The organism is Streptomyces sp. CA-181903 (assembly GCF_050937075.1).
Lineage (GTDB): Bacteria > Actinomycetota > Actinomycetes > Streptomycetales > Streptomycetaceae > Streptomyces.
Map to the genome: position 1 here is coordinate 5,998,231 of NZ_JBNJLY010000001.1, position 13,968 is coordinate 6,012,198.

Genomic DNA, 13,968 nt, shown 5'->3' on the forward strand with positions numbered 1-13,968 from the left:
TGACGCGTCCGGCGACGCACGCCGCGACATCGCGGCACGAACGGGGCGGCACCGGCGAACGAACCGGGGCCGCCCCGCTCGCTCGTCGTGGGCGGTGGCGTGCACTGGCCCGTGGCGTCCCCGGACGAGCTCCGGGCCCGGCCGGGCCCGGGCAGTCGTGCCTGGCGGCCCGGGAGCACATCGCGACCAGGAACCCATGGCGAGCAGCGCGTTCACTTCGTCCGCCCACACCCGGATGGGTACTGATGGCCGCTTCGGCTTCTTCCACGCCCGAACGCTCGGGACGGAGGCGCTCCTTCACGCTCGGCACTCTCCTCGCCGCGCTGTGGGTGCCTTTGGCGACCGCCGGCGGCGTGGTCACCTCGTGGCAGGTCCAGAGCATCGACAGCGACTGGGTGGACCGGCAACAGGCGGAGTGCCGGCACCTGCCCTTCCCGAAGGCGGAGCATGTCGCCGCGTGGGCGGGACCGGTCCTCGGTCTCTCGGCGGTCGTCGTCTGCGTCCTGCTCGCCCGGTGGTTCCGCCGGCGGCACGGTGTCCGGCTCGCGGGGACCAGGCCGGGCCTCGTGGCGTACCTCGGCGTATGGCCTGGTGTGCTGACGATCCCGATCGAGCTCTTCCTGCTGTACGCCACGTACTCGCCCGTCGACTCGGGTCCGGTCCTGGGCGACTGCGGATAGCGTCCCCCGGTGGGCGCGAGCATGTGCGTCGTCGGCGGCGCGGCGCCCGCTCAGGTTCGCAGTGAAGGCGCGGGCCCGCGAGTCCGGCGATGACCGCCTTTGACGGTGGCAGTCCCCTTCTGCCCGTTCGGCATGAAGATCGGTCTCCTGGGGCAGGCGAAGCCGCTGTGCGGCGAGCGGCTGTGCCACGGGTGCCATGCGCCACCGTGGGGCTGTGGTCCGGCCGGTCCGGTCACCGTCTGCCGGCGCGGACGCCGGTGGTCCCACCCACCCGTCCCGGCATGCCCCTCCCGCTCAACAGCCGGCCATGAGTCGCCGATATCAAAGCGACGCAGGAGACCACGGAGGAGGAGACGGGCGATGGTTCAGGAGTGGCACATGGCGGCCAATATCGGGGCCGGGCTGGGGCTGGGCTCGGTCATCGGGCTGGAGCGCCAGTGGCGGGCCCGGATGGCGGGGCTGCGGACGAACGCCCTCGTCGCCGCCGGGTCCGCCCTCTTCGTGCTCCTCTCCACGTTCGGCTTCTCCGACGCCACCAGTACCACCGGCTACGACGGGTCCCGGGTGGCGGCGCAGATCGTCTCGGGGATCGGTTTCCTCGGTGCGGGTGTGATCATGCGTGACGGTCTGCGCGTACGCGGGCTGAACACGGCCGCCACCCTGTGGTGTTCGGCCGCCGTCGGCGCGCTCGCCGGCACCGGGCTCTACGTGATCGCGATGCTCGGCACGGCCGGCGTCGTCGCCGCCAACACCCTGCTGCGGCCCCTCGCCCGGCGGCTGGACCGGGAGCCGAGCGGCGGGGCGGAGGTGGCGACCGACTACCACTTCGAGGTCGTCTGCACCGAACCCGAGGAAGCCCACGTCCGCACCCTCGTCGTCCAGGCCGTCGGCCGCCCCGGCTTCCGGCTGCGCTCGGTGCACAGCCGCGACGCGGAGGACGCCGGGAAGGTCACCGTCTCCGCCGACCTGACCACCGAGCGCCGCGACGACAGCCTCCTGGAGGAGGCCGTTAGCCGCCTCTCCCTCGAACCCGCCGTCTCGGCGGTCAGCTGGACCGTCCTGAACGCCCCGACGAGGAAGCGGAGGGACGGCGACGACGACTACGGGCCGGCCGGCCGGGCGCGGCGGCGGGTGCGGAATCTGTTCACGGGACGGTGAGCGGTCCGCGGCTTCCCGGTGGTTCGCAGTGGCCCGCGGCTTCCCGGTGGTTCGCGGTGGTCCGCAGTTGTCTTCGGCGGTCGCGGCGGTCGCGGCGGTCGCGGTGGTCTCCGGCGGTCGTCGGCAGACCCGGCGGCCCCCCGGCGGAGCTCGATTAACGGTTCGACGTGCCGCGTCCCCGCCCACCACACTGGCCCCATGCGCATACGCCCTCCCCACCCCGCCGAACTGCCGCTCCTCCAGGACGTCGAACGGGCCGCGGGCGAACGGTTCCGCGAGGTCGGCATGGCGGAGATCGCCGCGGACGAGCCGCCTCCGCTCGACGAACTGGAGGAGTACCGCCGGGCCGGGCGCGCCTGGGTGGCGACGGAGGGCGGGCGGGGGGACGCGGACGGGGACCCCTCGATCGTCGCCTACCTGCTCGCCGACCTGATCGACGGCAACCTCCACGTCGAGCAGGTCTCCGTCCACCCCGGTGCCGCCCGCCGCGGCGTCGGACGGGCGCTGCTGGAGCACCTCGCGACCGTCGCCCGCGCGGCGGGGGTTCCCGCGCTGACGCTCACCACGTTCGCCGACGTCCCCTGGAACGCGCCTTACTACGAGCGCTGCGGCTTCCGCCGATTGGCCGCGGACGAGATCACCCCGGAGCTCCGGGCGGTACGGGAACGGGAGGCCGCGCACGGGCTGGACCGGTGGCCGCGGGTGTGCATGCGCCGGGAGGTGTGACGCCACTCCCGCGCCGTACGTGAGCCGATGCGTGCGCCGGGCGTGTGGAACGCCCGGCGCGCCCCCCTATGGCGGGGCACGCGTGCCACTCCGCCGGTGGCTCATGCCTCCATCGGGTGAACGGACGGCCGTACCGGGCCGGGCGAGCCCGCAAGCCAGTAGGAAAGGCACATGCCGCCCAGAACGACACCCACCGAACGCCAGAAGAGGCTGGGGAGCGAGCTGCGGAAGATGCGCACCGCGGCCGGGGTTTCCACCGACTACGCCGCCCGCCTGCTCGGCGTCGACCGTACGAAGATCTCCCACATGGAGTCGGGGACGCGCGTCGTCTCACCGGAGAGACTGCGCATCCTCGCCTGCAACTACGCGTGTTCCGACGAGCGGTACATCGAGGCACTCGCCGACATGGCCACCGACCGCAAACAGGGCTGGTGGGAGCGGTACCGGGAGGACCTGCCGCCGGGCATGCTCGACATCGCGGAGCTGGAGTGGCACGCGGAACGGGTCCTGACCTCCCAGGTCATGCACCTCCCCGGACTCCTCCAGACCGAGGACTACGCCCGCTCGATCTTCGCCGCGGTCCTGCCGCCGCCGAGCCGGCTGGAGGTGGAACTCCGGGTGGCCTTCCGGATGGAACGGGCCCGCGTCCTCCGCGGGGACCGGCCGCTGGACTACGTCGGATACATCCACGAGACCGCGCTGCGGACCCGTTTCGGCGGCCGGGACGTGACTCGGCGTCAACTGGAGTACCTGACCGAGGTGTCCGAGCTGGACCACGTCGTCCTGCGGGTCGTCCCGGTCTCCAGCGGCGCGTTCCCCGGGGCCGGGCACTCGCTGCTGTACGCGGAGGGGCCGGTTCGGCAACTGGACACGGCGCAGCTGGATTCGGAGCTCGGGCCGCTCTTCTGGCATGCGGAGTTGCAGTTGGCGAAGTGCCGGGCGCAGCTCGCGTGGATGGAGAACGCGGCTCTGGACCGGGAGGAGTCCCGGGCTCTGATCCGCGCGGTGGCGCGGGACGTTTGAGGCGCCCCGGTCCCTCCCCTTCGCCGTTTCCCGGAGCGAGCCCCCAGGCCCCCGCATCGCGGCTGCGCCGCGAGGTCCTCAAACGCCGGACGGGCTGGACGGCGCCCCGGGCGCACCACTCGGCCCGTTGGTGGGTGCCCCCCTATGGGAAGGGCCGGGGTGCGCCTCCCTACACCCCGACGTCGCGGCTCCGCAGGTCCTCCGGCGTCTCCCGGCGGACCAGGAGCCGCGCCCGGCCCCCGGAGACGGCCGCGACGGGCGGGCGGCCGACGTGGTTGTAGGCGGAGGCCATCGAGAGGTGGTAGGCGCCCGCGGCGGGGACCGCCAGGAGATCGCCCGGGCGCAGGTCGGCCGGGAGCGGGACGTCCTCGGCGAGGACGTCACCGGCCTCGCAGTGCCGGCCGACCACCGTCACGGCCCGGGCCGGCGCCAGGGAGGAACGGTTCGCCGGGTGGACGGTGTAGCGGGCGCCGTAGAGGGCGGGACGCGGGTTGTCGCTCATGCCGCCGTCGACGGCGACGAAGGTGTGTCCGCCCGCCGTCTTCACCGCGAGCACCCGGTAGAGGGCCACCCCGGCGGGGCCCGCGATCCAGCGGCCCGGCTCCACCGTCAGCCGGGGACGGGGAGTTCGGCGTGGGCGCAGCGCAGGGCGAGTTCCGCGGTGACGCGGCCGGCGTACTCGGCGGGGTCCAGGGCCGGGTCGCCGGGGCGGTAGGCGATGCCGAAGCCGCCGCCCAGGTCCAGCTCGGGAAGGGTGACGCCGTGCCGGTCGCGCAGCCGGGCGAGCAACTCGACCAGCCTCCGGACGGCGGCCGCGTACGGGTCGGTGGAGGTGATCTGCGAGCCGAGATGGCAGTGCAGGCCCACGAGTTCGAGCCGGGGCTGCCCCAGGATGCGCACCACCGCCTCCTCGGCCGCGCCGTCCGCGATCGACAGCCCGAACTTCTGCCCCTCCACTCCCGTCCGTACCGCCGCATGAGCCCCCGCCGCCACGCCCGGGACCACCCGCAGCAGCACCCGCTGCCGGGTCCCGGCGGGTACGAGCGCGGCGAGCCGGGCGATCTCGCCCGCACTGTCCAGCACGATCCGGCCCACGCCGAACCGGAGCGCGGCACGCAGGTCCGCGGGGCTCTTGGCGTTGCCGTGCAGCACGGCGCGCTCGGCGGGGAAGCCTGCGTGCACGGCGAGGTCGAGTTCCCCGGCGGAGCAGACGTCGAGGTCCAGCCCCTCCTCGTCGATCCAGCGGACCATGGCGCGGCAGAGGAACGCCTTGCCGGCGTAGGCGATCCCGGCGTCCGGGAGCGCGGCGCGCCAGGCGCGCGCCCGGGCGCGCACCTCGTCCTCGTCGAGGACGTACGCCGGGGTGCCGAAGCGGTCGGCGAGCTCGGCCAGGGAGACCCCGCCCACGGCCACCTCGCCGGAGGGCAGAGTACGGGCGGAGGCCGGCCAGAGGGGCGCCGGGGCGGCGGTGTCGGGGACTCCGAGAGGTATGGGCGATACGGCGGTTGTGGGGGTTGTGGGAGGTGCGGAGGATATGGGCTCGGGTGAGAGCGGGGCAGGGTGCGGGAGGTCGAGGGGGAGGGGCACAAGGGTCACGGGGATTCCTTCGACGCCTTCGGAGTGTCGGTATGTCGGCATGTCGGTATGGAGGGGCGGCGGGGTTCGCAGGGGTGGGCGGAGGAGGCGGAGGCCGGGGTACCAGGGCGCGCCCGTGGTTTCGGTGGCTCTCTCTCCGGTACCCGCGTGTCTCCCTGCGGGCGTGGGGCGTTCACGCGCGGGTCGCGGGTCGCGGGTCGCGGGTCGCGGGTCGCGGGTCGCGGGTCGCGGGTCGCGGGTCGCGGGTCGCGGGTCGCGGGTCGCGGGTCGCGGGTCGCGGGTCGCGGGTCGCGGGTCGCGGGTCGCGGGTCGCGGGTCGCGGGTCGCGGGTCGCGGGTCGTACGGGCGCGGGGTGGCCGCGGCCCTGACGCTCCGGCCGGGTTCGCGCTACGCACACGCCGGTCCGGCCGTACGCGCCACGCGCCAAGAGCCGCGAGCCGGGCGCGCCCGACCCGCTTACGCGCCCGTACGAGCCCCGAGCCCAAGCCCCAAGCCGTGAGCCCGGCCCCCCAAGCCGTACGCGAACCCGCCCGCCGCCTCAGCCCGGAAGCGTAGGCAACAGCGCCGCGGGCGACGGCCCGTCAGGGGAGCGGCGGACCGCCGGGGCGGTGAGTTGTGGGTCGACGGAGACGAGAGTGACGCCGAGGGGCGCGGCGAGCGCTCGTACGGCCGGCAGGGCCAGTCGGATGGTCGGCTGGTGCGGGCCGAGGCACGCGGCGAGCCGTGCGCGCGTGGTGAAGGCGACGGCCGTGCGGCCTCCGAGGGGCGTGCGGAAGACGCGGAGCGCGAAGCCCACGGGACAGGGCCGGACGGGCACGTACAGCGTGGGGTCCGAGGGCGGGGGAGCCTGGAGGGCGGAGGCGGAGGCGGAGGCGGAGGCGGAGGCGGAGGCGGGGGCGGCGGAGGCCGGGAGCGGCGTCCCGCCGGGATGGGAGGGCTCTTCGGAGGACTCCCCGCCGTCGGCCACCGGGACGTGGGCGGCCGTCGCGGCCGCTGCCGCGGCGGCTTCGGCGGGAGTTCGGTTTACACGCATGACAGTCCTCGGGAAGGATGAGGGAAAAGCGAACCGGGGTGAGCATGGTCGGTCAGGGACAGTGCGCCCGAGCCGGCGGCCGGGGCGCCGCGCTGCCCACGGTATGCCCGGCCGGACACCGGACGACCGTTTCCTTGACAGCCTGTTGACCCGGCACACGGGAGCCTTGACGGCCCGTTGACGCAATGGGCGTCATATGAGCGCGCCCCCCGCCTCCCGGGACGGTCACCGACGGCGGACCACCCGGCGCGCGACCGACCGCCGTGAACCCGTGCGCCGGGTGTGCGCCCCTCCCGTGCGCCGGGTCCCACTACCACTCTGCCATGGACGGGCAAAGAATTCGGAAGGACTTGTGCGGGGACGGCCGTCCCCCGGGAACCCCGGCGGGAATCCCCTGTTCGCGTGGCGCGGACAGTCCCGCCCGGGGCTGGCGGGTCTTCGATCACCGACGCACGATGCTCACCTGCGGATCGACGGCTCGCGCGGCAACTGGAGGAACACGTGGCGGCAGAGAAGGCGGCAGAGAACAGGGCGGGAGCACCGGCCGGAGCGGCGACCGGTACGCCGGCCGGAGCGACGACCGGTTCCGAAACCTTCCGGGCCGCGCGGGACTTCCTGCTCGCCCACCGGGAGGACTACCGCGCCGCGTACGACGGCTTCGTCTGGCCCCGGCCCGCGGAGTTCAACTGGGCGCTCGACTGGTTCGACCCGCTCGCCCGGGGGAACGACGTCACCGCCCTGTGGATCGTGGAGGAGGACGGCTCCGAGACCAAGCTGTCCTTCGACGACCTGCGCCGCCGCTCCGACCGCACCGCCCGCCGGCTGCGCGCCCGCGGCGTCCGCGCCGGCGACCGGATCGTCGTCATGCTCGGCAACCAGGCCGAGCTGTGGGAGACCATGCTCGCCGCGATGAAGCTGCGCGCCGTCGTCATCCCCGCCACCCCGCTGCTCGGCCCCGCCGACCTCGCCGACCGGATCGGCCGCGGCCGGGCCCGGCACGTCGTCGTCCGGACGGCCGACGCCGGCAAGTTCGCCGAGGTGCCGGGCGACTACACCCGGATCGCCGTCGGCGGCACCCCGCCGTCCGGCTGGCTCCCCTACGAGGACGGCGCGGCGGAAGAGGCGGACGACGAGGGCTTCGTCCCCGACGGGCCCACCCCGGCCGACGCCCCCCTCCTCCTGTACTTCACCTCTGGCACCACCGCCCGCCCCAAGCTCGTCGAGCACACCCACACCTCGTACCCCATCGGCCACTTGTCCACGATGTACTGGATCGGGCTGCGCCCCGGCGACGTGCACCTCAACATCTCCTCACCCGGCTGGGCCAAACACGCCTGGTCCAACTTCTTCGCGCCTTGGAACGCCGGCGCGACGGTCTTCGTCGTCAACTACACCCGGTTCGACCCGGCCCGCCTGATGGCCGAGATGGACCGCTGCGGGGTGACGAGCTTCTGCGCCCCGCCGACCGTGTGGCGGATGCTCATCCAGGCAGACCTGCGGGCCCTGCGCACCCCGCCGCGCGAGGTGGTGGCGGCGGGCGAGCCGCTCAACCCGGAGGTCATCGAGGCCGTCCGGCGGGCCTGGGGCGTCGCGATCCGGGACGGCTTCGGGCAGACGGAGACGTCCGTCCAGGTCGCCAACCCGCCCGGGCAGCCGCTGAAAGCGGGTTCCATGGGCCGTCCGAGCCCCGGCTTCACCGTCGTCCTGCTCGACCCGGTCACCGGTGAGCCGGCCGACGAGGGGGAGATCTGCCTCGACCTCACGGGCGGCCCCGCCGCCCGGCCCGTCGGCCTGATGACCGGCTACGCCGGCGACCCCGAGCGCACCGCGGAGGCGATGGCCGGCGGCTACTACCGCACCGGCGACATCGGCGCCCGGGACGAAGACGGATATATCACCTATATCGGGCGTGCTGACGACGTCTTCAAGTCCAGCGACTACAAGATCTCGCCGTTCGAGCTGGAGAGCGCGCTCCTGGAGCACGAGGCCGTCGTGGAGGCCGCCGTCGTGCCCGCGCCCGACCCGCTGAGGCTGTCGGTGCCCAAGGCGTACGTCGTCCTCGCCGAAGGCTGGGAGCCGGGGCCGGACACCGCGAAGGCGCTGTTCGCCCACTCGCGGGCCGTCCTCGCGCCGTACAAACGCGTCCGCCGGCTGGAGTTCGCCGAACTGCCCAAGACCGTGTCCGGCAAGATCCGCCGCATCGAGCTGCGCGAACGCACCGCGCAGGGCGGCGGTACCGAATTCAGAGAGGAAGACCACCGGTGAGCACACCCTCGTACGCGGGCGGCCCCGTCGACACCCCCCTGCTTCGAGAGACCATCGGCACCAGCCTCACCCGTTCCGTGGCCCTCTTCGGTGCACGCGAGGCGCTCGTCGACGTCCAGGGCGGACGGCGGTGGACCTACGCGGAGTTCGGACGCGCCGTGGAGGAGGTCGCGCTGGGGCTGCTCGCCAAGGGGTGGCCAAGGGCGACCGGGTCGGCATCTGGGCCGTCAACTGCCCGGAGTGGATGATCGTCCAGTACGCGACCGCGCGCATCGGCGCGATCATGGTCAACATCAACCCGGCCTACCGGATCCACGAACTCTCCTACGTCCTGCGGCAGTCCGGGGTGTCGGTGCTGGTCTCGGCCGTCGCCTACAAGACCAGCGACTACCGGCGCATGGTCGAGCAGGTCCGGGGAGACTGCCCCGCCCTGCGCGACGTCGTCTACCTGGACGACCCGACGTGGACGGGCCTGGTCCGGCTCGGCGCCGGGACGCCCCGCGAGCGGCTGGCCGAACGGGAGGCCGGGCTGAGCCCCGAGGACCCCGTCAACATCCAGTACACCTCGGGCACCACCGGCTTCGCCAAGGGCGCCACCCTCTCCCACCGCAACATCCTCAACAACGGCTATTTCGTGGGCGAGACGCTCGGCTACACGGAGGAGGACCGGATCGCCCTGCCGGTCCCCTTCTACCACTGCTTCGGCATGGTCATGGGCAATCTCGCGGCCACCACTCACGGCGCCTGCGTCGTCATCCCCGCCCCCACCTTCGACCCCACCGCCACCCTGCACGCCGTCGAACGCGAGCGGTGCACCTCGCTCTACGGCGTGCCCACGATGTTCATCGCCGAACTCGACCTGCCGGACTTCGCCACGTACGATCTCTCCTCGCTGCGCACCGGCATCATGGCGGGCTCGCCCTGTCCCGCAGAGGTGATGAAGCGGGTCGTCGCCGAGATGCACATGGAGGAGGTCACCATCTGCTACGGCATGACCGAGACCTCCCCGGTCTCCACCCAGACCCGGCGCGACGACGACCTGGACCGCCGGACGGGCACGGTCGGCCGGGTGCTCCCGCACATCGAGGTGAAGATCGTCGACCCCGAGACCGGCGCCACCGCCCCCCGCGGCGAGCCCGGCGAACTGTGCACCCGCGGCTACTCGGTGATGCTCGGCTACTGGAACGACACCGAGCGGACGGCCGAGGCGATCGACGCCGACCGCTGGATGCACACCGGTGACCTGGCGGTGATGGACGAGGAGGGGTACGTCCGGATCGTCGGCCGCAGCAAGGACATGATCATCCGGGGCGGGGAGAACGTCTACCCGCGGGAGATCGAGGAGTTCCTGCACACCCACCCGAAGATCTCCGACGTCCAGGTCATCGGGGTCCCCGACGAGCAGATGGGCGAGGAGATCATGGCCTGCGTCATCCTCCACGACGACGCGGGCGGCCTCAGCCGCGAGGAACTGGCCCGTTACTGCCGAGGCCGGCTCGCCCACTACAAGGTGCCGCGCTACTTGAGGGTCATGGAGACCTTTCCGATGACGGTGAGCGGGAAGGTGCGGAAGGTGGAGCTGAGGGAAGAGGCTGTGGCGTTGTTGGAGGGGGCGGGGGCGCGGTAGCGAAGACTCCGGACTCCCTGAAACCGGGCTCCGCGCGGTTGTCCTCAAACGCCGGACGGGCTGATCAGTCAGCCCGTCCGGCGTTTGAGGACAGCGCCCGAAGGGCGCTTCGGGGGCGGGGGCGCAGCCCCTGCAGAAACGGTGAAAGGGAGGGACCGGGGCACCCTTATGCGGCAGCCGTCCGCACGAGCATCTTGCCCGTGTTCCGGCCGGCCAGCATGCCCAGGAACGCTTCCACCACCCGGTCGAACCCCTCCACCACCGTCTCGTCCCGCACCACCCGCCCGGCCGCGATGTGCGGGACGAGGAACTCCTCCCACTCCGCCTGCGCGTCCCCGTGCTCGCGGACCAGGAAGCCCTCCAGACGGATGCTCTTCTCGACGATGTCGTAGAGGTTGCGGGGCGCGGGCGGCGGCTCCGCGCTGTTGTACTGGGCCACCGCCCCGCACCACGCGATCCGTCCGTGCGGGCGCATCGAGGCGATGGCCGCCTCCAGGTGGTCGCCCCCGACGTTGTCCAGGTAGACGTCGATGCCGTCCGGGGCCGCCTTCGCCAACTGCTCGGCCACCGGCCCGTCGTGGTAGTCGAAGGCGGCGTCGAACCCGAGGTCGTCCACGAGGTGCGCGACCTTGGCGGCCGAGCCCGCGCTGCCGATCACCCGGCCCGCGCCCAGCAGCCGGGCCAGTTGCCCCGCGGTGCTGCCCACCCCGCCGGCCGCCGCGGAGATGAACACGGTGTCCCCGGGCCGCACCTTCGCCACCCGCGTCAGCCCGACGTACGCGCTGAGGCCCGTCCCGCCCAGCAGCCCGAGCCAGGCGCTCACCGGCACGCCCTCGTGGTGGGGCAGCGCCCGGGCGCCCTCCGCCGTGCTCACCACCGCGTGCGTCCGCCAGCCCGCACGGTGGAAGACCAGGTCGCCGACGGCCAGACCGGGGTCGCGGGACTCCACCACCCGACCGACCGACCGGCCCTCCAGCGGCGCGTTCAGCTCCCAGTCGGAGTCCATTGCCTCCCGCATGTACGGATCGACGGACAGCAGGAGGTTCTCCACCAGCGCCGCCCCGGGCGGCACCGCGGGCAGCGGCTCCTCGACGAAGGCGAAGTGGGCGGCGGTCGGCATGCCCTGCGGACGGGCGGTCTGGTGGACGGCGCGGAGAGTGCCGCGCGGGGCAGTGGCGGGGGCGGCGCTGGTCAGGACTGTGCTGGTCATGGGAGGACCGTAGGCCGGGGCGGGGCGTGGGACCCAGCCCCGGGTGTCGATGGTTCAGGGGCTTCCATGAATCCGGTTCATGGACGTAGATTCCCTCGGGTGCCGCGCAACGAGACCGCCCCCTCCGGAACCGTCCCCTCCGGCCTCGCCCTCTCCGGAACCGCCCCCTCCGGCCTCGCTCCCTCCGGATCCGCCTCCTCTGGAACGCTCCCCGGGACCACCTCCTCCGGAACTGGCCCCTCCGCAACCGCGTCCCCTGGGACGCTCCCCGGGACCACTTCCTCCGGATCCGGGTCCTCCGCAACCGCGTCCCCCGGGCCGCTCCCCGAGATCACCTTCCCCGAGCTCCGCGTCCTCGCCGCCGTGGACGCGGCGGGCAGCTTCACCGCCGCCGGTGCCCGGCTGGGTCTCACCCAGTCCGCGGTCTCGCACGCCGTGCGCACCTGTGAACGCAAGCTCGGCGCCGTCCTCTTCGACCGCGGCCGGCACGGCGCCCGCCCCACGGAGGCCGGGACACGGGCCGTGGCCCGGGCCCGGCGCATCCTGCGGCTGGTGGAGACCATGGGCGCCGAGACCCGCGGGCCGGGCCCCGAAGGGCTCGCCGGTCCGCTGCGGATCGCCGCGTTCCGCAGTGCGGCCGCCCAGTTGCTGCCCGCCGCGCTGGCCCGGCTCGCGGCACGGCACCCGGGGCTCGCGCCGGAAGTGCGCATCGTGCGGGAGATCGGCCGCGGTACGGCAGGTGAAGTCGCCGACGGCCGTGCCGACCTGGGCATCGCCACCCTGGACGGTACGCGGCCGCTGCCGCCCGGCCTGGTGGCGGCACCGCTGATCACCGAGCCGTACTCCCTCGTCCACCCGGCCGGCCATCCGGCGCCGCGCTCCCTGCCGTTGGTCGACTGGGCCGAGAACTGCGGCTCGTACACCCGGGACTGGTGGGCCGGGCAGGACTGGATCCCGCCCGCCACGATCAACGCGGAGGACGACAGCGTCGTCCTCTCGATGGTCGCCCAGGGCCTCGGCATGGCCATCATGCCGTCCCTCGCCCTGGCCATGGCGCCCGCCGGCGTCACCGTCGTGGACCTGGGCCCGACGGGCCCGCGGCGGAGCGTCGGTTACGTCACGACCCCGGAGTCGGCGGGCGGCGCGGCGGTCCGCGAGCTGATCCGCGCGCTGAGGGCGTGAGCGGGGGTGCGCGGGGTGTGCGCCCACCGGTGCCGCGCGCCCGAGCGCGCCGGCGTCGCGTCCCGTAGCGTCCGCGCCACGCCCGTACCGCGTCCGCTCCGCATGCGCCGACATGCCCGGCGATCTCTCCGCGGGAGGGCGAAATGCCGGACGGATCGTTTCGCCGGGCCAGGCAGCCACCGGCGGCTATCGGCGGCCTCCGGCGGCTACCTGCCGTTCCCATTGGCTCCTGGCGGATCCCGGAGGCTCCCCGGCGGCTCCCGGCCACCGAGGAGGCTCGGCGCGAGGACCAGCGTCCGAGCGTGCCGACGGCCCGAACTCCCGATCGGGAGAACGTTTCGGCGCCTCCCCGGCCACCTCGTGAGGGTGACGAGCGGCATGGGGCCGCAGAGCCCAGGGCAGTCGTGAGGTGTCTCGCCCGATGAGCGGATTAGAGGTACTTCATGCGCAGCTTCGCCGTAATGACCCTCCGTGCCGCCGCGTTCCTGGGTGTGCTCTCCGCCCCGCGCGGGGCGCCGCGCCGTCCGCCGCCGGCGGTTCGCCTGCCGCCGGGGCCGGCTTCTTCGACGGTGTCGTGAACTCGGGGAAGGACGCCCTGGAGGCGTGGAAGCAGGAGGCCGCCGAGACGGTCGGCAGCGTCATGGCCCTGCGGAAACCGGCCGGGCAGCAGGGCTGACCGCGGCGCATCACCGCCGCACCCCTCGGGGCGAGCACGGCCGGGCCGGGCGAGCGTCCCGACCCGATGACGGAATCAGCGCCGGCGGACCAGCTCCTCCGCACAGGCGTTGAGCGCGCGCGGCGCGCCCGTGAGGTCCATGACGAACAGCGGGAGCCGGCAGTCGTCCGCCCGGGAGCGGGCCTCGGTCGTGTAGCCGGCGAGCGAGAAGCAGACCCCGGTCGCGTCCTCGGCCATGGCGTGCAGCCAGAGGCACTCGACGTCCCGCGTGGTGGTGGGCAGGGTCGTGGGGTCGACCCGTACGACGATGCCGTTGGCGAGCAGGTCGATCAGGCCCGTCCCCGTCGGCCCCGACGGCCGGTCCGGCCGCCGGACCCGGGCGAAGCCGAGCCAGCGCAGGTAGCGCTGGGCGGCGGTGACGGCGTCGCGCTCGGTGCGGATGGCGACGGGCCGGAAGTCCGGCCGGGCAGTGCGCCGGGCCCCGGCGCGCCCCTCGGCGCCGCCGGCCGGCGCGGCGGACTCCACGGAGAGCTGGACCACGGCCCCGCACGAGCAGTCGAACTCCGGTCTGGGCCACTGGCCCTGGCGCCCGCAGCCCCCGCAGCGGACGGCGACCCAGCCGTTGCGCCAGGTGCGGTGGACGACCGGGCGCGGAACGGAGGCGGGGGACACGGGCAGGGTGAGGGGAGCGCCGCAGGCGCAGGGATAGGTGGGCGGAGTGAACGGGTGCTCCCGGCCGCACGTCGGGCAGTGCACCGGAACGCTCTTGGCCATGGTCGGCTCCAGCGAACG

The 13,968-nt window shown here is 73.9% G+C and carries 9 protein-coding genes and 2 pseudogenes; 7 read left to right on the forward strand and 4 right to left on the reverse strand.

Annotated elements, in window-relative coordinates:
* Positions 1-245: 245 nt before the first annotated feature.
* The 4 genes from ACQEVS_RS26740 (at position 246) to ACQEVS_RS26755 (ending at position 3,587) form a co-directional block, all read left to right on the forward strand.
* Positions 246-680 carry a hypothetical protein gene (locus ACQEVS_RS26740; RefSeq protein WP_433024297.1) on the forward strand — a complete coding sequence of 145 codons (435 nt, stop codon included), beginning with the start codon at positions 246-248 and terminating at the stop codon, positions 678-680.
* Between the two features lie 360 nt (positions 681-1,040).
* Positions 1,041-1,838 carry an MgtC/SapB family protein gene (locus ACQEVS_RS26745; protein WP_433024299.1) on the forward strand — a complete coding sequence of 266 codons (798 nt, stop codon included), beginning with the start codon at positions 1,041-1,043 and terminating at the stop codon, positions 1,836-1,838.
* Between the two features lie 198 nt (positions 1,839-2,036).
* The gene (locus ACQEVS_RS26750; RefSeq protein WP_433024301.1) at positions 2,037-2,564 is read left to right on the forward strand and encodes a GNAT family N-acetyltransferase; all 528 of its coding nucleotides are present in this window, start codon (positions 2,037-2,039) and stop codon (positions 2,562-2,564) included.
* Positions 2,565-2,735: 171 nt separating this feature from the next.
* Positions 2,736-3,587, forward strand: coding sequence for a helix-turn-helix domain-containing protein (locus tag ACQEVS_RS26755; protein ID WP_433024303.1), 852 nt, complete (start codon positions 2,736-2,738; stop codon positions 3,585-3,587).
* Positions 3,588-3,756: 169 nt separating this feature from the next.
* On the opposite strand, the pseudogene lysA reads toward ACQEVS_RS26755, so the two are convergent.
* Positions 3,757-5,183: pseudogene (gene lysA / locus ACQEVS_RS26760) on the reverse strand (diaminopimelate decarboxylase).
* Positions 5,184-5,721: 538 nt separating this feature from the next.
* Complete coding sequence (locus tag ACQEVS_RS26765; RefSeq protein WP_433024305.1) at positions 5,722-6,216, reverse strand: SAV_915 family protein; 495 nt, start codon at positions 6,214-6,216, stop codon at positions 5,722-5,724.
* A gap of 615 nt (positions 6,217-6,831) precedes the next feature.
* Between ACQEVS_RS26765 and ACQEVS_RS26770 the strand changes: the two genes are divergently transcribed.
* Both ACQEVS_RS26770 and ACQEVS_RS26775 read left to right on the forward strand, forming a co-directional pair.
* On the forward strand, positions 6,832-8,481 hold the full coding sequence (locus tag ACQEVS_RS26770; RefSeq protein ID WP_433027919.1) for an AMP-binding protein: 1,650 nt from the start codon (positions 6,832-6,834) through the stop codon (positions 8,479-8,481).
* A pseudogene (locus tag ACQEVS_RS26775) lies at positions 8,478-10,108 on the forward strand (AMP-binding protein). The gene ACQEVS_RS26770 and the pseudogene ACQEVS_RS26775 overlap by 4 nt, the downstream one beginning before the upstream one ends.
* Positions 10,109-10,274: 166 nt before the next feature.
* On the opposite strand, the gene ACQEVS_RS26780 reads toward ACQEVS_RS26775, so the two are convergent.
* The gene (locus tag ACQEVS_RS26780) at positions 10,275-11,318 is read right to left on the reverse strand and encodes an NADP-dependent oxidoreductase (protein WP_433024307.1); all 1,044 of its coding nucleotides are present in this window, start codon (positions 11,316-11,318) and stop codon (positions 10,275-10,277) included.
* 330 nt (positions 11,319-11,648) lie between these two features.
* On the opposite strand from ACQEVS_RS26780, the gene ACQEVS_RS26785 reads away from it, so the two are divergent.
* The gene (locus ACQEVS_RS26785) at positions 11,649-12,500 is read left to right on the forward strand and encodes a LysR family transcriptional regulator (protein ID WP_433027922.1); all 852 of its coding nucleotides are present in this window, start codon (positions 11,649-11,651) and stop codon (positions 12,498-12,500) included.
* Positions 12,501-13,251: 751 nt separating this feature from the next.
* On the opposite strand, the gene ACQEVS_RS26790 is transcribed toward ACQEVS_RS26785, so the two are convergent.
* Positions 13,252-13,950, reverse strand: coding sequence for a hypothetical protein (locus ACQEVS_RS26790; RefSeq protein ID WP_433024309.1), 699 nt, complete (start codon positions 13,948-13,950; stop codon positions 13,252-13,254).
* Positions 13,951-13,968 lie beyond the last annotated feature (18 nt).